Genomic DNA, 18547 nt, shown 5'->3' with positions numbered 1-18547 from the left:
CATCTCGGTCTGTCGCCGGCGTTGCTCTGCACGCGAATCATCCACGCTCACATCATGATTGACAGTCACTACAGCGGGTCCCTTCAGGGTTGAACCTCACCGCTTACACAGACCATCTGACACGCCCGATGGGTAGGTGGCGACGATCCGAACAACCCGGGCGGCAATTGGCATCGACACACAGACGATCCGCCCCCGCAGTCGCCGCAGCCGCCTCCCCCGCCACCGCAGCCGGTCGAGCCTGTACAGCCGCCCACTGAACCGGCCGGTCCAGCACCGCCACCTCAGGAACCGGTCGAACCTCCACCTGTCGGTCCTGAGACACCGGCCGATCCGTCCGACGGAACCGCAATCACTCCGGCGTTCTTCGGAATCGACGATTTCATTCTGGGCGACACGATTGCGCTCTTGCTCGCCTGGGCGATGGCTTCGCTCATCGCCGAGATGGGCTGGGATTGGGTTCTACACCACCGGGATCAGGTTCCCGACCTCCTCATTGGAAAGCTTCCCGGTTGGATTGGCGATAAGGTCGATAAGGTCAAGGACTGGGTCGGACACTTCTTTTCGGACAACAAGCCTCCTCCGTCTGCTGATCGACCGCACCCAGAATGGGGCAAAGCTGGACATGCGGATCAGCTCCCGAAGGATGGGGATCTTGCGTACGTACCTCCGAAACGAAATGGCGGAAAGCCGAAGTCGGGCAACCAGGGGTCGTATGTCGACGATAAGGGTAGAATTTGGACCTGGGACAAGGGGGCTCATGGCGGTCCGCACTGGGATGTGGTGGATCCTCGTACGAACAAACACGCCAACGTATATCCAGACGGACATGTACGTTAGAATTGGGAAATTATGAAAGATGTGCTAATGGATGATCATGATAACCACGGAGAGGGGGAGTTGGTTGTCTTCGTTCGGGTTAGCGGTTGCGGTGACGAGCTATTTGAAGTCATGGGAAATCCGCATACTTTCCGTGGACTAGTTACGGTTCGAGGACTGTCCGACGGAATTCCGATGTCAGTTCGTGTCGATAGAATTCGAACCGAAGGGTCACCTTATATCCAAGGATGGATTGACGGATATTCAAAGGGAAGTGAACCGCCTCCGGTATCGTCTGACTTTCCGGCCAGGACTCGTCGCCAACGTGAACTGGACTACTACTATTCTGAGCACATGGAACTTCCAGTTGAACGAGCCGGACGATACTCGTTCGAGTTCAAGTGGCTTCCGGGCTGGTCGGACTACACGGGCGATGTGTATGCGAGGGTGGCCGCCGTGCTATCAGGACTTGCCGATGCGAATTCCTGGTGGAGGGATGTCATGTGGACGCCGATCACTGAGCATGCGGCGCCGCCTCTTCCTCTGGAACTTCATACTCCAGACCAAATCCGAGCCGCCTTTGCATGGTTGAATTCACCGTACGAATTGAACTCATTGGTCTGTTCTGACGCGTGTATTCGTCTAGGGAACAGCGGGACTCTTGATGGCTCCGTTGAGCTACTGGTTAAGATTGGCATCGATGAAACGCCGGACCGGGCGGAATGCAGTATTTTTATCAATGTCGAAAATCCGAACGTATTTGGGTCGAGATCACTCCAGGGAGAAGGCGAGGTAGCTGAGTTCTTGCGGACTACGTTGTTCGCGGGAATCTCTGAAGCTCGAGACATCGACTGTGCCTCCGTTTCGTTCGGATCGGCCTTGCGAAACTCTATACTAATTCCAATGACTGACGGCTATGGAGATCAATGTTCTTTTGCCATGCCCGGCTGGTCCCTTTATTTGTCGGAGCGAGCGGGGAGGTTGGACGACATGGATAATCTAAGTCCTGACTACCGAGCCAGCCCACTGCTCAACGGAGCTCTTTTCGAATTTCGTCGAAAAATAGACGAGTTCGATGTCGATGCCGCGAACGCATTGTCGGCGGCACTCTCAGAATCAAAAGAAGGTGACTGCTGAGTCTGTTCCGACAACCGATGTCGGTGGGCGCTATCGGGGTTATTCGATGAGCGGTGGCGAGGTGCCCGCCAATCTATTTGTTCCTTTGATTCTTGGTACATCTGGAAATGGTGAACCTGCCCCCTGGTGGTCGGCGTGACGACCAGTAGGGAATTGAGACCGCCCTCTTCGTAATCGGTGACAACATTGGGCTCTTCAACCCTGAGAGTGCGGAGCTGACGGTGAGGCCGGGCTGGGAGTTCGGCGTCGATGTCGTCGTACTTGATCCGGCCGGCAGCGAGTGTGCGCGTCAGGCCTACGTGCAGGATCCAGACGTGGATCCGGCGCCGTCGACGGCGGCGCCGGCGATGACCGGCGCCTGGCCCGCCGCAGTTGCCGCGGGCGTTGTATGGGATGGAATCTCGATGATCGGCGCGGGGGTGCGTTTCGACTTGGTCTCGCGGGCTCGACCGGCTCAACGGCGGGCGACCAGAACGCGCGGGCGACCTGAACGAGATCAGGACGCGGGCGGGGGACCGAGCACGACCAGCTCGTCCCCGCGCTGCTCGGCCACGTACGGGCCGAGGGTGCGGAGGGAGACGACGCCGGTGTAGCCGCCGCGGTCGACCGGGAGACGGCGCAGCTCGTGGCCGTCGGACGGATCACGGACGCTGATCGCACCCGGGACCGGGACGAGCAGGCCGGTGGCCGTCTCACCCGGCCCGAGGGTGTCGAGAAGCTGCAGGTAGGGCATGCCGTTGGTAGCGTCGAGCACCACCGTCGACCGGCCGGTCCAGTAGGTGATCAGGCCGCTGCCGGTGATCGGATGACTGTCGGCCGGCGGGGTCACGTCACCGTCGACCGTCTTGACGGACTGCTCGCGGGCGTCGGTCCCGAACATCCGGATGGCCGGAACCTTGCCGGTATCGGCACCGCCGTCGTACACGGCGACATTCGTGTCGGTCGCCGACACCACGACCGGCGCCGCGCCGCGACTGGTCGGGGTGATGAGCTGTGAGCCCCACTCGCGGATCTTCTCGTCGCTGGTCAGCGTGGACGCGAGGATGGTGAGCCGGTAACCGGCGTCGCGCTCACACCGTTCGATCAGGGCGACACGGTCGCCGCCGGAGATCGCCGAGAAGATGTGGCACTGCCGCCGGTCAGGCGCCACACCCGGGTTCACCGGGGCGTCGACCCGGCCGTACTCGATACCGCGCACCAGATTGGATCCCCAGGTCTCCAGCCGCGTGTCGCCGGCGGCCAGCGCGAAGGTCCGGTCGTACGAGAGGGTGATCTGCTTGTCCGCGTCGCTGGTGCGGTTGCCCTTGCGGGAGCCGCGGTTCGCGTCGAGCGCCGTCACCTCGCTGCAGCCGCGGCTGTCGCGGTAGACGGCGAGCACGTCGTTGTCGCCGCCCGGCCAAGCCGCGACGGCCGCGCACAGCGCGGCGTCGCGGTGATAGCGCCACAGCTGCTTGCCGGTGAGCGGGTCGTGCCCGGTCACCGTGCCGCCGTCGGCGGTGACGATGGTGGCCTTGCCGATCGCCGGAACATCGGTGGCCGACGACTTCGCGCGCCACAGCTCACGCAGCTCGGTCGGGAGACTCTCGGTCGGCAACGGCTGTTCGGGGTCGGTGCCGGCGGTCGTCAGCTCGGTCGATCGGGCCGGACTGGTCCACCACACGGCGACGCCGCCGGCGATCACGAGCACCACCAGCACCGCCGTGATCGCGAGATCGAGGCGGGTGCGGCGTTCCGGCGCGAGGCGGGCCAACGTCGACGCTGCGGCGCTACTCGGCCGGGCCGGACGCGGCGGCCCCGGCGTCGGCGGTGGTGGCCGCGGTCGCGGAGGTGGACGCGGTCTTCGCGCCGGAACGACGGCGGCGGCGGCGCCGCGGCCGCGAGGCGCCCTCGCCCTGGCCGCCGGTGGCCTGCTCGGTCGCGGCGGTCGCGGCGGTCTCGGTGTCCGGGGCGCCGGTGGTCTCGTCCGGGGCGGCGGAGGCGTCGCCGCCGCGCTGGCCGCCGCGGGTGCGTCGGCGTTCCCGCTTCGGCCGATCGGACCGGGCCTCGCGCTCGCGGCGCGCGGCCTGACGCTCCTCCGAGCTCGCGCCGGCCGGACGGCCGACCCGGCCGGTCGCGTCGGCGGGCACCCCGAGATCGGTGCCGAGGTGCTCGGAGGTGGAGTAGGTCTCCGCCGGCTCCGGCTGGCCGAGGCCGAGGGCCTTGTCGATCAGTTCCCAGCGGTGCAGCTCGTCCCAGTCGACGAAGGTGACGGCGATGCCGGTACGGCCCGCGCGGCCGGTGCGGCCGATGCGGTGCACGTAGGTCTTGTCGTCGTCCGGGCACTGGTAGTTGATGACGTGGGTGACGTCGTCGATGTCGATGCCGCGGGCGGCGACATCCGTCGCCACCAGCACGTCGACCGAACCGTCGCGGAACCGGCCGAGGGCCTTCTCACGGGCCACCTGACCGAGGTCACCGTGCACGGCGCCGACCTTGAAGCCCCGCTCGGCGAGGTCGTCGGCCACCTTCTGCGCGGTGCGCTTGGTGCGGGTGAAGATCATCGTCGCGCCGCGGCCGTCGGCCTGCAGGATGCGAGCCACCAGCTCGGCCTTGTCCAGCGCGTGCGCGCGGTAGACGTACTGCGTGGTCCGCTCGTGCACGGCCGAGTCGTTGGCCTGCTCGGCGCGGATATGCGTCGGCTGGGTGAGGAAGGTGCGGGCCAGGGTGACGATCGGCCCGGGCATGGTGGCCGAGAACAGCATGGTCTGGCGCGGGGTCGGCAGCGCGCCCATGATGCGCTCGATGTCCGGGAGGAAGCCCAGGTCGAGCATCTCGTCGGCCTCGTCGAGCACCAGGATCTGCACCTTGCCGAGCACCAGATGACCCTGCTGAGCCAGATCGAGGAGACGCCCCGGGGTGCCGACCACGACGTCGACGCCGGACTGCAACTCGGCGATCTGCGAGTCGTACGGCCGGCCGCCGTAGATGGCGGTCAGCTTGATGGGCCGATCGGTGCCGTCGGCGGTGGTGACGCCGACGCCCTTGGCGGCGGTGGTCAGATCCTCGTGGACCTGGATGCACAGTTCGCGGGTCGGCACGATCACCAGCGCGCGCGGCGTGCCGTCGAGCGGCCGGAGGTTGTAGTCGGCGGCGTGCACCAGACGGTGCAGCAGCGGCACGCCGAAGCCGTAGGTCTTGCCCATACCGGTGCGGGCCTGGCCGATCAGGTCGGAGCCGGCCAGCGCGAGCGGCAGCGTCAGTTCCTGGATGGCGAAGGTGTGGGTCTTGCCGTCGGCCGCCAGCGCGGCGACGATCGCGTCGTCGATGCCGAGCTCGGCGAAGGTGGGGGACTGGTGGTCTTCGGCGACGATCGTGGTCTGGACGTCGTCGTTCGCGTCGACAGTGGGGGTGGTCATGGAGTTTTTCGTTGCCTCTCGTGTGCGTCATGCACGCACTCGTCAGGCTCCACGGGGTCCCCGGGCTCGGTAGTCGCGGCGGGGTCGGCCGGCGTGAGCGGATAGTCGGTGCGCGCTCAAGTACGACGGGCGCAGCGGGCCTTTCCGGCACGTTGCCGCCTCCGTCTGCCCTCGAGTGTACCGTGACCCACGCCCGGCCCCGGTGAACCGCCGTTCGACAGGCTCGGGAACCACCCTTCGACCTGGCCCGGGGCCATCCGTCGACAGGCTCGAGAACCACCGCCTAGGCTGACTGCCATGCCGAACACCTCCGCAGCCCCGGACAAGTCCGCCGTGACCAAGTTGTACGAGATCTTCCTGGCCGGCGAGTACGCCGCGGTGCACCGCCTGATCGACGAATCGGCGATGGCGCCGGCGGTGGCCGACGGGGTCGCCCTGATCCGGCTGATGGGCTCGGAGATCGCGCACCTGGAACTGCTGGCCGAGCAGGTCACCGGCGCCGGCGGCACGGTCGACGCGGCGATCACCGCGCACCGCGGGGTGTTCGACCGGTACCACCGGGTCACCACGCCGAGCACCTGGCTGGAAGTGCTGGTGAAGCTGTATCTGAGCGACGGCATGGTGGCCGACTTCTACGCCGAGATGGTCGAGACGCTGCCGGGCGAGGCGCGCGAGGTGTTCCGTGAGGTCCTGGCGCACACGGCGTCGTCGCAGTTCGCCCGCGACGAGGTGCGCGCGGCCGTGGAAGCCGATCCGGCGATCGCGGCGCCGCTCACGCTGTGGGGGCGGCGGCTGCTCGGCGAGGCGATCACCCACATGCAGTGGGTGCTGGCCGAGGACGACGACGTCACCGATCTGCTGTTCGCCAGCACCGGTTCGCTGGCCACCGCGACGGCCTTCTTCGACGCGATCGCCGAGCGGCACACCGAGCGGATGGCCGAACTCGGGCTCGGCTGACGACGCCGTTTGCGCTGTCAGTGAACGGGCCGTGGTCAGCGGAGATACACCCGGAACGCTGGCGTACGATCGTGCGTCATGAGCGTTGAGGTCAAGATCGGCATCGAGAACACCGCCCGCGAACTGTCGCTGACGTCCAAGGAGAGCTCCGACAACGTGCACAAGGCCGTGTTGGACGCGCTGGCCGACGGCGGCGTGCTGGAGCTGACCGACGACAAGGGTTCGCGCGTGCTGGTGCCCGTGGGCAAGATCGCGTACGTGGAGGTCGGCACCACGGAGAACCGCCGCGTCGGCTTCGGCCCCGCCTGAGCGACCCGCGACGACGAAAGGCCGCCCCGACGGGGCGGCCTTTTCCGTGTCGTATTCGGGTCAGCCGATGCGCGGCACGCCGGACAGGCCCTGCCAGAGCAGTGCGACGGTGATCTCGACCGCGTCTTCCTTCGGGATCGGACGGTTGGCTTCGAGCCAGTAGCGGGCGTTGACCTGGCTGGCGCCGACCAGACCGGCGGCCAGCATCCGGGAGCGGTGCGGATCCAGTCCGGAGTCGGTCATCACCAGGCCGTAGACGGCGTCGACACACGCCTCGGTGGCGCCCTCGACGCGGCGGATCACGGCGGGGTCCTTGGCGTCGGAGGAGAAGATGAGTCGGTAACCCGAGTTGTCCTCGTCGATGAAATCGAAGAAGGCCTTCACCGCGGCGCGGACCCGCTGATAGTTGTCGGTGGTGGTGAGCAGCGCACGGTTGACGTCGGACACCAGCTTCTCGGCATGCGAATCGACCACCGCGATGTAGAGGTCGAGCTTCGACGGGAAGTGCTGGTAGAGGACCGGTTTGCTCACACCCGCGGCAGAGGCGATCTCGTCCATGCCTGCGGAGTGGTAGCCGCGCTCCACGAAGATCTCGCTGGCGGCGTCGAGCAGTTGGCGGCGCCGCGCGCTCCGCGGCAGACGGGTGTTGGTCCGGCCGTGCGCAGTGGGATCTGCCCCGTGCACGGCGGAGGAACCAGCGGATGGCATGTAGAGCAGCGTACTCGGCCCGACACCTCGTTCGCGCGGGTGTGCCATGGGGTGGATGCACGGTATAGGTGCACGTCTGTGAGACAGTTGTGACGTGACCGGTACACCACCGCCGGGGCCGAGCCGCCCCCGGCGCCCGCGGCCCGACCAGCCGCTGCGCGCCCGATGGGACCCGATCGCCGACCAGTCCGGCACCGCACAGCAGTCGGGCGGCGCGATCGGGCGATTCTTCCGCACCTGGGGCTGGCGCGCCTGGGCGATCGGCGTGCTGGCGGTGCTCACCGTCGCGCTGCTGGTCGTGACCATCGTCGACGACGGTGGGCGCGCCGCGAACGCGGCGGACTCGGTGGATCCGCATTCCCGCAACCTGGACATCACCAAGGAGACGACGCCGGTCGGTGCGCCGTCGACCATCCCGGAGAGCGCCCTGCCGGTCGGGACGCTGCCGGACGGCGGCAGCTACACCACCAAGGGCGAGCAGACCTTCCACGTCGTGCCCGGCACCACCGACAAGATCGGCACCGGCGACGAGGTGTACACGTACACCGTCGAGGTGGAGGACGGCCTCAAGTCGTCGGACTACGGCGGCGACAAGGCCTTCGCCAAACTGGTCGACGCCACCCTCGCGAACCCGAAGAGCTGGATCGGCGGGGGCAAGGTGGCGTTCCGCCGGATCGACAAGGGTGAGCCCGAACTCCGGATCTCGCTGACCTCCACCGACACCTCGCGTGAGCTGTGCGGCTACCAGATCAAGCTGGAGACGTCGTGCTTCTACCCGCCGGAGGTGCGGGTGGTGCTCAACGAGGCGCGCTGGATCCGCGGCGCCACCGCGTTCGACGGCGACGACATCGCCTACCGGCAGTACATGATCAATCACGAGACCGGCCACGGCATCGGCTACGAGCACCACCTCCCGTGCGAGAAGGACGGTGCGCTGGCGCCGGTCATGATGCAGCAGACCTTCGGGACGGCGAACAGCGACATCCTCGCCCTCGATCCGGGGATGAAGGCCAATCGCACCTTCACCTGCCGGCCGAACCCCTGGCCCTACCCGGACAAGTGACCGCGCCGCAGGGACCGCTGCCACCGCTGGTGGAACCGGGTCCGGAGCTGACCGCCGAGGAGATCGCCCGGTACAGCAGGCACCTGATCATCCCCGAGGTCGGCACGGTCGGGCAGCGGCGTCTGGCGAACGCCCGGGTGCTGGTGATGGGCGCGGGCGGGCTGGGCTCGCCGACCCTGCTGTACCTCGCCGCCGCGGGGATCGGCACGCTCGGGATCGTCGACTTCGACGTCGTCGACCGGTCGAATCTGCAGCGTCAGGTGATCCATTCCACCGCCGATGTGGGCCGCCGGAAGACCGCCTCCGCGGCCGAGTCGATCGCCGCCCTCAATCCACTGGTGCGTACCCGGGTGCACGACCTCGCGCTGACCGCCGACAACGCCGTCGAACTGTTCTCCGGCTACGACCTGATCCTCGACGGCACCGACAACTTCGCCACCCGGTACCTGGTCAACGACGCCGCCGCGCTGGCCGGCAAACCGTACGTGTGGGGCTCGATCTTCCGGTTCACCGGGCAGGTCTCGGTGTTCTACGACGACGCCCCCGGCGGTCGTGGACGCAACTACCGGGACCTGTACCCGGACCCGCCGCCGCCCGGGCTGGTGCCGTCGTGCGCGGAGGGCGGCGTCCTCGGCATCCTCTGCGCGACCATCGGCTCGCTGATGGGCACCGAGGCGATCAAGCTGATCTGCGGCATCGGGGAACCGCTGCTGGGCCGGCTGCTGGTGTACGACGCGCTCGCGATGACCCAGCGCACGGTGCGCTTCGGGCGCGACCCCGAACGGGCGCCGATCACCGCGCTGGCCGACGACTACGAGGCCTTCTGCGGCGTCGCCCGGCCGGCGGTGGAGCCCGCGGACGAGGTGACCGCCGAACAGCTGCGGGCGGCGCTGGATTCGCCGTCGCCGCCGGTGCTGATCGACGTGCGCGAGCCGGTGGAGTGGGAGATCGTACGGCTGCCCGGGGCCCGGCTGGTGCCGAAGGGCGCGGTGACCTCGGGTTCCGGGCTCGGTGAGATCCCGCACGACGCCGATGTGGTGCTGTACTGCAAGACCGGGGTCCGGTCGGCCGAGGCGCTGCTGGCCCTGCGGGCGGCCGGCCTGCAACGGGTGCGGCACCTGCGCGGCGGCATCGTCGCCTGGGCCGAGCAAGTCGATCCGGCCATGCCCATCTACTGACCCGCCGTCCGCGGTGTGCGGCGGCGCACGGTGTGGCTTCACCGGGCCGCGGCCTGGTCGTGGGTAATGTTTCGAGGGTGACCATGATTGCCGAGCCGCCGGAGCAGGTGCTGACCACCTTCGGGCTGACCGCGCATCCCCCCATCGCGATGGAGGGCAGCGGGGTGGTCGGCTGGCGCGTCGGGGAAGTCGTGCTGACGCTGGTGCCCGATCATGCGCGCGCGGCGTGGTCCGCCGCGGCCCGGGAGAACCTGTACGTCGAGGGCATGCGGATCGCGCGCCCGCTGCGCGCGAGCGACGGCCGCTACGTGGTCTCCGGCTGGCGCGCGGACACCTACGTCGCGGGCAGTCCGGAGCCCCGGCACGATGAGGTCCTGGCGGTCGCCGACCGCCTGCACGGCGCGCTCGCCAAGCTCGAACGGCCGCGCTTCCTGCTGCAACCGCCGGCCCCGCCGTTCGGCGACGTCGACGTCTTCAACGCGGCCGACCGCGGCGCCTGGGAAGACGTGCCGTTGCGGTCGGCGCGCGCCGCGGGCATGGCCGAGCCGGACACCGAGGACGCGCTGCAATCACTGGCCGCGCTGAAGACCCTCGCCGGCCTGCGCCGACCGGTCACCGCGACCCCGCAGGTGGTGCACGGCGACCTGTTCGGCACGGTGCTGTTCGCCGGTGCCGCGGCCCCGGCGATCACCGACATCGTGCCGTACTGGCGGCCCGCGTCATGGGCGTCGGCGGTGGTCGTCGTCGACGCCCTCGCCTGGGGTGGCGCCGACGAGGATCTGATCGACCGCTGGTCGGACCTGGAGGACTGGCCGCAGATGCTCCTGCGCGCCACCATGTTCCGGCTGGGCGTGCACGCGCTGCATCCGCGGTCCACGTCGGGCGCGCTCCCCGGGCTGCTGCGTGTCGTTGATCGGGTCCGCCTGCTGGTGTAGGGCCGGCCGATCGCAGACCGTCGCACAAGCGGGAATAATGACCGCATCCGCGACAGTCTGCCGCCCGACTCCCCACCCGCTTGGCCGCCCGACCACTCGGTGAGCCGATGACCGCCTATCAGCCGGTTGAGCCGGCGACCGCCTGACCGCCCGTCGAATCGACGATCGCCTCGCCGCCCGTTGAGCCGACGAGCCGCTAGGCGAGTCGTGTCGAAACGCCGCTAAAGCAAGCGCTCCGTCTCGCTACCTCAACCCAGCTGAGCCCGGCACTTCCGCAGGACCACCCGGTCACCGTCGATCGGGGCGCCCTCGGCGCGCAGGAGCTCCAGTTGCTCGCGCGCCTTGTGAACGGCGGGGCGGCCGGAGGCGGCGATCACCCGCTGCCACGGCAGGTCGGCGCCGTCGGTACGGAGGATCCAGCCCACCTGGCGAGGGTTGGTGAGGCCCGCGGCGTCGGCGAGGTCGCCGTAGGTCGATACCTGACCCGGCGGAATGGCGCGGATCAGCGCGCGCACCAGCTCCACCTGTTCGTCGGTGATCGGCACGGCTTACAGCACTTCCCGGATCAGCCCGGCGACCGCCTCCGGGGCGAGGAACGGCACCATGTGCTCGGTGTCGACGTGGTGGACGGTCGTCTCGGGCCGTTCGGCGGCGCAGCGCGCCAGGAAGTCCGCGGTGACGAACGGGGGCTGCACGCGGTCGGCGACGACGATCCGGGTCGACACCCCCTCCGGCGGCAACTGAGCGGGCCGGGCCATCTCGCTCCACGCGGTGGCCGCGGCGGGCAGGCACACCCGCCAGACGACGCCGTCGCCGTCGGGGACCAGGTGCTCGGCGAGTTCGTCGGTCAGGACGTGATCGGGGACTTCGAGCCAGCCCTCGGCGCGCTTGGCGGCCCCGGCGGTCTCCGCGTCCGGGTAACCCCAATGGTCCACCGAGGCCTGCGCCATCTCCAGCGCGAACGACGGATCGAGACCCTGCGCCGGATCGAGTAGCACGAGGGCGCGCACCAGATCGGGACGGGTGGCCGCCAGTCGTAACGCGACCGTGCTGCCGAAGGAGTGGGCGACGGCCACCACCGGTCGCCGGTCGACCGGGATGTGCTGTTCCACGGCGGCGGCGACCGCCTCGGCGTGGTCCTCGATCCGCCACGGCGGCGACCATGGTGAACGCCCGTGACCCAGCAGATCCGGCGCCACGACGCGCACGCCCGGCAGGTCGTCGGCGAGGAGGCCCCACCGCTTGCCGTGCCCGGTGAGTCCGTGGAGGGCGAGCACCGTCGGGGCGTCGTCCGGGCCGAAGAGATGGGTGTGCAGCTCGGCGGTCATGGGCTCCAGACTAGGTTGTCGGAGGCTCGTGATTCCATGTGCACATGGCCACTCCGCAGACTCGACTGATCGCCGCCCCGGCGTCAGCCGGCCTGCCGGTCCGCGAGTGGCCGGAGGCCGCGTCCCGGCTGTTGCGGCCGGGGCACCGGAGCGATCCGGAACGGCCGTGGCATCCCTATCGGGTGCGGGGCGGGCCGGGCACCGGGAAGACCGCGCTGCTGGTCGACGTCGCCGTCGCGCGACTCCTCGACGACGGCGCCGATCCGGAATCGGTACTCGTGCTGACGGCCAACCGGCGGGCGGCGACGGCGGTGCGCGGTGAGATCACCCGGCGCGTCCTGGCCGCCGGGCGGTCCGGGAGCGGTGCGGCGCTGCGGGAGCCGCTGGTCCGCACGGTTCACTCGTACGCCTTCGCGGTGCTGCGCCTGCAGGCCGCCGCGCACGGCAATCCGCCGCCTCGGCTCATCACCGGTTCCGAACAGGACGTGATCCTGCGCGAGTTGCTGGCCGGCGACCTCGAGGACGGCGCCGCCTACTGGCCGGAGTCGCTGCGGCCGGCGCTCGCGACGGACGGCTTCGCGCAAGCCCTGCGCGACCTGCTGATGCGCGCCGCCGAGCGCGGTCTCGGCCCGGAGGATCTGACCGAGCTGGGGCGCCGGCATCGGCGTCCCGAGTGGGTGGCGGCGGGAACGGCGTTCGCCCAGTACGAGGGGACCATGCTGCTGCGGGAGTCCGTCGGCGTCGATGCGCCGGAGGCCGGGCCGCAGGCCGTCGACGCCGCCGAACTGGTGGGCTCGGCGCTGTCGGCGCTGGTCCTGGAACCGCAGCTGCTCGCCGATCAGCGCGCCCGGTTGCGGTGCGTGCTGGTCGACGACGCGCAGCACCTCGATCCGCAGGCCGCCCGCCTCGTGGAGTTGATCGGCACCGGCAGCGATCTGACGGTGATCGCCGCCGACCCGGATCAGTCCATCTACTCCTTCCGTGGCGCCAGCCCGCGCTTCTTCGCCGAACTCCCCGGCGGACGCGACGTGACGCTCACCCGGGGACACCGCGCCGCCGGCGAGGCCGGGCTGGTCGGTCGGGCGCTCGCCGCACGACTCCCCGGCGCCCGGCCGCAGCCCTACCCCGAGGCGGCGCCCGGCGACGGCCGGGCGTCGGTGCGGGTGTTCTCCTCGGCCGCGAAGGAGGCGACCGCGGTGGCGGACCTGCTGCGCCGGGCCCACCTCTTCGAGGGCGTGCCGTGGTCGGAGATGGCGGTGATCGTCCGGTCCGTGCCGCGCGCGCTGCCCGCGCTGCGCCGGGCATTCGCCTCGGCGGGGGTCCCGGTGGCGACGCCCACCAGCGACCTGCCCCTGTACCGTCAGCGCGCCGTCGAAGCCTTCACCGTCGCGCTGGCCGCCGCGGCCGGCACCGAACCGCTCGAGCCGGACGCGGTGCTCACGCTGCTGTCCGGCCCGATCGGTGCCGCCGGCCCCGGCCAGCTCCGGCGACTCCGCCGCGGTATCCGGCGGCTCCACGAGGACGCCGCGGCGGCCGGAGAACCGCTGGTCCCCGGTGCCTCGGAGTCCGGCGGTCCGACCGACTCGCTGACCGCCCTGGCCGCCGCGCTGGGGGATCCGGTGGTCGCCGACGCCTACGTGCGCGGACTCACCGAGTTCGAATCCGAGCCGCTGGTCCGCACGCTGAAAGTGGTGCAGGCCGCGCGCATCGCCGATCGCACCGGGCAGGGCGTCGAAGAAACCCTCTGGCGCGCCTGGCAGGCCTCCGGCCTCGAACGCACCTGGCTGGGCCGGTCGCTGCGCGGCGAGCGGTCGGGCGCGCAGGCCGATCGGGACCTCGACGCGATGCTGGCGCTGTTCGAGGCGGCAGCGTCGTACACCGACAACCTCCCCGCGGGAGGTCTTGACGGATTCCTGCACTACCTGCGGCAGCTGCAGATCCCGCGTGAGTCGCGGACCCCGACGGCCGCCGCCGACGCCGTGCAACTGCTGTCGGCGCACTCGGCGGCCGGCCGGGAATGGGAGGTGGTCGCGGTCGCCGGGGTGCTCGACGGCCTGTGGCCCTCGCTGCGCAGCCGCGGCAGCGTGCTCGGCACCCCCGCGCTGATCGACCTGCTCGACGGCGTGGACGCCGGCGCCCTCGACACGGTGTCGCGCAATGCGGTACTGCTCGCCGATGAACGGCGGCTGCTGCTGGTGGCGTGCAGTCGTGCCCGGCGCACCCTGCTGGTCACCGCCGTCGAGGACGGCACGGGCGACGAGTCGCCGTCGCGGTTCATCCCGGAGATCGCCGACGTCCTCGGCGGGTACGGGGCCGACCACGAGCTGACCGGCGAGGCCGCCGACGAGGTGCCGCTCGACGCCGGGCAGCGTCGCCTGCTGTCGCTGCCGTCGATGGTCGCCGAACTACGGTCGGCGCTGGTCGACCCGGGGACACCGGAGGAGCGACGTGCGGCCGCCGCCGATCTCCTCGCCGAACTCGCCGCGGACGACGTGCCCGGTGCCGCGCCGCACGAGTGGTACGGCCTGCTGGATCCGAGCAGCGACGACCCGCTCTGGACCCCGGAACTGGGACCGCGCACACTCTCGCCGTCGAACGTCGACGCGCTCAGCCGCTGCTCGCTGCGCTGGATGCTGGAACGGCACGGCGGCCGCGACGGCGACGCCGAGCCCGCCGTCACCGGAACCCTGGTGCACACGCTGGTGCAGGCCGTCGCCGGCGAACTCGACCACGCCGAGGTCACCCGGGCCCTGCACGAGATATGGGACCGCGTGTCGTCGCCGGCCGCGTGGTTCAGCGACCGGGAACTGGCCCGCGCCGAGTCGATGCTGGTCAACTTCCGGAACTGGCTCGACTACTCGCGCAGCGAGCTGCGGGAGGCCGCCGTCGAGGTGGGCATCGAGGCCGCGGTGCCACCCGCATCGGAGAGCCCCGACGACGACCTGCCGGTGCGACTCGTCGGCCGGATCGACCGCCTGGAGACCGACGACCTCGGCCGCCCGGTGGTGATCGACGTCAAGACCGGCAAGACGGTGATCACCGCCAACGACGCCGCCGCGCACCCGCAGCTCGCGGCCTACCAGCTGGCACTGCTGCTGGGCGGCGTCGAGGGCTTCGCGCCGGGGACCACCGGCGGCGGGCGCCTGGTCTACGTGGCGTCGGCCAACCGCACGACCGGCGCCGCCGAGCGGGTGCAGGAACCGCTGACCCCGGAACAGGTGGACGAATGGATCGGCGTGGTCCGGCGGGCCGCGCGCGCCAGCATCGGGCCCGGCTTCGTGGCCGCCGTCAACCCCGGCTGCCAGCACTGCGCGCTCACCACGAGCTGTCCGGCCCAACTGCGCGGGAAGGCGGTCACCGATGACTGAGCCGTCGTCCGCCGTTCGCCGGGTCTCGGCGCGGTCGCTCGCCGCGGCCCTCGGACTGCCGTCGCCCACCGACGAGCAGGTCGAGGTGATCGAGGCACCGCTGGAACCGATGCTCGTGGTGGCGGGCGCGGGCGCGGGCAAGACCGAGACCATGGCCTCGCGGGTGGTGTGGTTGGTCGCCAATCGCCTCGTGGCCCCCGACGAGATCCTCGGTCTCACCTTCACCCGCAAGGCCGCCAGCGAGCTCGGCGCGCGTATCCGCCGTCGGCTGTCGATGCTCGCCGGGTCACCCGCCCTGCTCGACTGGGACCCGGGCGGCGACCTGGCCGCGGTGCTGCGCAGCGCCGACGCCGAGGTCAGCACCTACCACGCCTACGCCGGCCGGCTGATCGCCGACTACGGACTGCTGCTGCCGGTGGAACCGTCGTCGACGCTGCTGAGCGAGACCGAACTCTGGCAGCTCGCGTTCTCGGTGGTCACCGCCTGGCCGCACGAGCTGGCCACCACGAAGGTGCCGTCCAGCGTCACCGAGGCCGTCCTGAACCTGTACTCGGAGATGGCCGAGCATCTGGTCGACGACGACGCCCTCGCCGCCGCGGGCAGTGACCTCTACTCCTTGATCGACACCCTGCCGAAGGGGCCCCGACAGCGGGCCGAACCGAGCAAAGCCCTGCGCGCGATACAGGACGTGATCGACGAACGTCGCGCCTTGCTGCCCCTGGTCCAGGCGTTGCGCGCCAAGATGACCGAGCAGGGCGCCCTCGACTTCGGCAGCCAGATGTCGCTGGCGGCGCGGTTGGTCACCACGCATCCGGAGGTGGTCGCCGCCGAACGCGCCGGGATCAAGGCCGTCTTGCTCGACGAGTACCAGGACACCGGCCACTCGCAGCGGCTGCTGCTGTCCGCGCTGTTCGGCGGGACGCGGAACGCACCGCTCGCGGTGACCGCCGTCGGCGACCCGATCCAGTCGATCTACGGCTGGCGCGGGGCGTCGGCCGCCAACCTGCCGCGCTTCGCGATGGACTTCCCGCGCCCCGACGGCGCCGGGTCGTGGGCCGGAGCCCACCGCCGCGAACTGCTCACCAGCTGGCGCAACTGCCGCGGCACCCTCTACCTCGCCAACGAGGTGTCCGCGCAGCTGCGGGCGCGCGGTGTGCCGGTCAGCACGCTCCGCCCGCGCGACGACGCGCCCGAGGGCACCGTGCGACTCGCCCTTACCGAGACGGTCGACGACGAGCGCGCGTGGCTCGCCGGCCACGTCGAAGACGCCTACCGGGCCGCCGAGCGCGACGGCCGCGCGCGGCCGACGGTCGCGATCCTGGTGCGCCGCAACGAGGATTCGGCACCGCTCGCCGCGGTCCTGGAAGCCCGGGGCATCCCGGTCGAGGTGGTCGGCATCGGCGGACTTCTCCATGTCCCGGAGATCACCGACATCGTCGCCACCCTCACCCTCATGGCCGACCCGATGGCCGGCACCGCCGCCATGCGGCTGCTCACCGGGGCGCGCTGGCAGCTCGGCGCCGCCGATCTGGCCGCACTCTGGCGGCGGGCCCGCGAACTCGCGGCGGGGGCCGCCGACCCGGTCACCGGTGTGGTCGCCACCCGCGCGGAACTCGACGCCGCGCTGGAATCGGCGCTGCCCGCGGAGTCGGTGGATGCCGCCGGGATCGGCGATGCGCTGGTCGACCCCGGCGACCGCGACCGCTATACCGCCGCCGGATACCAGCGCATCCGGGCGTTCGGTCGCGAACTCGAACGACTGCGCCGTCGCATCGGGCAGCCGCTGCCGGAGCTGGTCGCCGACGTCGAGCAGACCATCGGGGTCGCGGTCGAGGCGCAGATCCGGGCCCGCCGGATGCGCGGTGCCATCACCGGCCGGGAACACCTCGACGCCTTCGCCGAATACGTCGCCGCCTACGCCGAACGTCCCGGCGCCACCCTGCCCGGGCTGCTCGCGTTCCTGGACACCGCCGAATCGGTGGAGAAGGGCCTGGAAGCCGGTCAGGTCGAGGTGGCCGAGGAACGCGTGCAGATCCTCACCGTGCACGCCTCCAAGGGACTGGAGTGGGACATCGTGGTGGTCCCGCACCTGGCGAAGGGCATCTTCCCGAGCGCCAAGGCCGACACCACCTGGCTGGGTTCGGCCCGCGAGCTGCCGGCACCGCTGCGCGGCGACCTGGCGAGCGGCGACGGCGACGAGGGCTTTCCACCGCTGCCGCTGGGCGCGGTCGGTGACCGGAAAGAACTCGAAGAGGCGATCACCGCGCACAAGGAAGCGATCAAGCAGCGTCGCCTCGACGAAGACCGGCGCCTGCTCTACGTCGCTCTCACCCGCGCCAAACAGACGCTGCTGGTGTCCGCCCACCACTGGTCGGCCACCGGCGACAAGCCGCGCGGCGGATCGGAGTTCTTCACCGAACTCGCCGAACTGGTGCGCGCCGCCGGGTCGCCCGGGCTGGTGATCGACGTCGATGCGCCGCCACCGCCCGAAGGGGCGGAGAACCCGATGACACTCGAACCGGTCACCGCGCCGTGGCCCGTCGACCGGCTGGGGGAGCGGCGCCCGGCGCTGCGCGCGGCGGCCGCGGCCGTCGAACAGGCCCGCGCCGACCGGGCACTGGTCCCCATCGATCCGCCGGACACCGACGACCCCGAGGTCGCGGCCTGGCGGGCCGAGGTCGCGGCCCTGCTCGATGAACGACGCCGCACCGGCGCCGCCGAGGTCGGCGTCGAGTTGCCCGGCCAGCTGTCGGTGAGCCAGCTGGTGGAACTCGGTACCGACGAGCAGGCCTTCGCCGCGCGGCTGCGTCGTCCGGTGCCGTTCCGGCCGAACCCGATGGCCCGGCGCGGTACCGCTTTCCACGCGTGGGTGGAGCGCCGCTTCGGTGCCACGCGGCTCCTGGACCTGGACGAACTTCCCGGTGCCGCCGACGAGAGCGCCGTCGACGACGACCTCGAGGTGCTGCGTGCGGCGTTCCTGGCGTCGCCGTGGGCCGACCGGACACCGCTGGAGGTGGAGGTCGGTTTCGAGACGGTGATCGGTTCGACGGTGGTCCGCGGCCGGATGGACGCGGTGTTCGCCGGCCGGCGTGCGGCGGGCGGCGAGGAGGGCTACCTCGTCGTCGACTGGAAGACCGGTGCGGTGCCCGAGCCGGCGAAACGACCGGCCCTGGAACTGCAGCTGGCCGCCTATCGGGTCGCCTGGGCCCGGCTGCGCGGTGTCGACGTCGACCGGGTGCGGGCGGCCTTCGTCTACGTCCGGCACCACTTCACCCTGGAACCGGAGAATCTTCCCGATGCCGACGAGCTGGCGGAGTTGCTGGCGGTGGGGCAGGCGCCCATCGAGTAGC

14 protein-coding genes are annotated in these 18547 nt (G+C 70.5%); 9 read left to right on the top strand and 5 right to left on the bottom strand.

Translation table 11 applies throughout. The features are described 5' to 3' along the window. Nucleotides 1–423 precede the first annotated feature (423 nt). Entirely contained in the window at nt 424–840 is a 417-nt protein-coding gene (locus ACSEEN_RS21465) for a polymorphic toxin type 37 domain-containing protein (RefSeq protein ID WP_502260912.1), read from the top strand. 333 nt (nt 841–1173) lie between these two features. Beyond that, nucleotides 1174–1956: a hypothetical protein gene (locus ACSEEN_RS11815; protein WP_440713262.1), complete on the top strand. Its 783-nt coding sequence runs from the start codon at nt 1174–1176 to the stop codon at nt 1954–1956. Nucleotides 1957–2452: 496 nt separating this feature from the next. Here the strand turns inward: ACSEEN_RS11815 and ACSEEN_RS11810 are convergent, their stop codons facing one another. Next, nucleotides 2453–3706: an Rv3212 family protein gene (locus tag ACSEEN_RS11810; RefSeq protein WP_440713261.1), complete on the bottom strand. Its 1254-nt coding sequence runs from the start codon at nt 3704–3706 to the stop codon at nt 2453–2455. A 16-nt stretch (nt 3707–3722) separates the two neighbouring features. Then, a complete protein-coding gene (locus ACSEEN_RS11805) occupies nt 3723–5351 on the bottom strand; it encodes a DEAD/DEAH box helicase (protein ID WP_440713260.1) in 1629 nt (542 codons plus the stop codon). Nucleotides 5352–5648: 297 nt separating this feature from the next. On the opposite strand from ACSEEN_RS11805, the gene ACSEEN_RS11800 reads away from it, so the two are divergent. Continuing rightward, nucleotides 5649–6308, top strand: coding sequence for a ferritin-like fold-containing protein (locus ACSEEN_RS11800; protein ID WP_298446312.1), 660 nt, complete (start codon nt 5649–5651; stop codon nt 6306–6308). Between the two features lie 78 nt (nt 6309–6386). After that, nucleotides 6387–6617: a DUF3107 domain-containing protein gene (locus tag ACSEEN_RS11795; protein ID WP_440713259.1), complete on the top strand. Its 231-nt coding sequence runs from the start codon at nt 6387–6389 to the stop codon at nt 6615–6617. Nucleotides 6618–6677: 60 nt separating this feature from the next. Here the strand turns inward: ACSEEN_RS11795 and fasR are convergent, their stop codons facing one another. Then, nucleotides 6678–7325, bottom strand: coding sequence for an HTH-type transcriptional activator FasR (gene fasR / locus ACSEEN_RS11790; RefSeq protein WP_440713258.1), 648 nt, complete (start codon nt 7323–7325; stop codon nt 6678–6680). 94 nt (nt 7326–7419) lie between these two features. Between fasR and ACSEEN_RS11785 the strand changes: the two genes are divergently transcribed. From ACSEEN_RS11785 to ACSEEN_RS11775, 3 genes are all read left to right on the top strand, one after another. Next, nucleotides 7420–8388 (top strand): DUF3152 domain-containing protein, encoded by a 969-nt coding sequence (locus tag ACSEEN_RS11785; RefSeq protein ID WP_440713257.1) that lies wholly within the window; start codon nt 7420–7422, stop codon nt 8386–8388. Beyond that, the gene (gene moeB / locus ACSEEN_RS11780; protein ID WP_247864843.1) at nt 8385–9566 is read left to right on the top strand and encodes a molybdopterin-synthase adenylyltransferase MoeB; all 1182 of its coding nucleotides are present in this window, start codon (nt 8385–8387) and stop codon (nt 9564–9566) included. The genes ACSEEN_RS11785 and moeB overlap by 4 nt, the downstream gene beginning before the upstream one ends. Nucleotides 9567–9649: 83 nt before the next feature. Beyond that, nucleotides 9650–10501: a TIGR02569 family protein gene (locus ACSEEN_RS11775; protein ID WP_247868085.1), complete on the top strand. Its 852-nt coding sequence runs from the start codon at nt 9650–9652 to the stop codon at nt 10499–10501. Nucleotides 10502–10749: 248 nt separating this feature from the next. Here the strand turns inward: ACSEEN_RS11775 and ACSEEN_RS11770 are convergent, their stop codons facing one another. Both ACSEEN_RS11770 and ACSEEN_RS11765 read right to left on the bottom strand, forming a co-directional pair. After that, nucleotides 10750–11046 (bottom strand): MGMT family protein, encoded by a 297-nt coding sequence (locus ACSEEN_RS11770; RefSeq protein WP_247864842.1) that lies wholly within the window; start codon nt 11044–11046, stop codon nt 10750–10752. A 3-nt stretch (nt 11047–11049) separates the two neighbouring features. After that, nucleotides 11050–11829 (bottom strand): alpha/beta hydrolase, encoded by a 780-nt coding sequence (locus ACSEEN_RS11765; RefSeq protein WP_440713256.1) that lies wholly within the window; start codon nt 11827–11829, stop codon nt 11050–11052. A 44-nt stretch (nt 11830–11873) separates the two neighbouring features. Here ACSEEN_RS11765 and ACSEEN_RS11760 point away from each other — a divergent pair, with 44 nt between their 5' ends. Both ACSEEN_RS11760 and ACSEEN_RS11755 read left to right on the top strand, forming a co-directional pair. Further along, nucleotides 11874–15197, top strand: coding sequence for an ATP-dependent helicase (locus ACSEEN_RS11760; protein WP_440713255.1), 3324 nt, complete (start codon nt 11874–11876; stop codon nt 15195–15197). Next, nucleotides 15190–18546 carry an ATP-dependent helicase gene (locus ACSEEN_RS11755; RefSeq protein ID WP_440713254.1) on the top strand — a complete coding sequence of 1119 codons (3357 nt, stop codon included), beginning with the start codon at nt 15190–15192 and terminating at the stop codon, nt 18544–18546. Before ACSEEN_RS11760 ends, ACSEEN_RS11755 begins: the two co-directional genes overlap by 8 nt. Nucleotide 18547 lies beyond the last annotated feature (1 nt).

This window comes from Gordonia marina, assembly GCF_052036135.1.
GTDB lineage: Bacteria > Actinomycetota > Actinomycetes > Mycobacteriales > Mycobacteriaceae > Gordonia.
The sequence above is the reverse complement of the archived record's forward strand: the minus strand, read 5'-3'. Positions and strand labels throughout refer to the sequence as shown.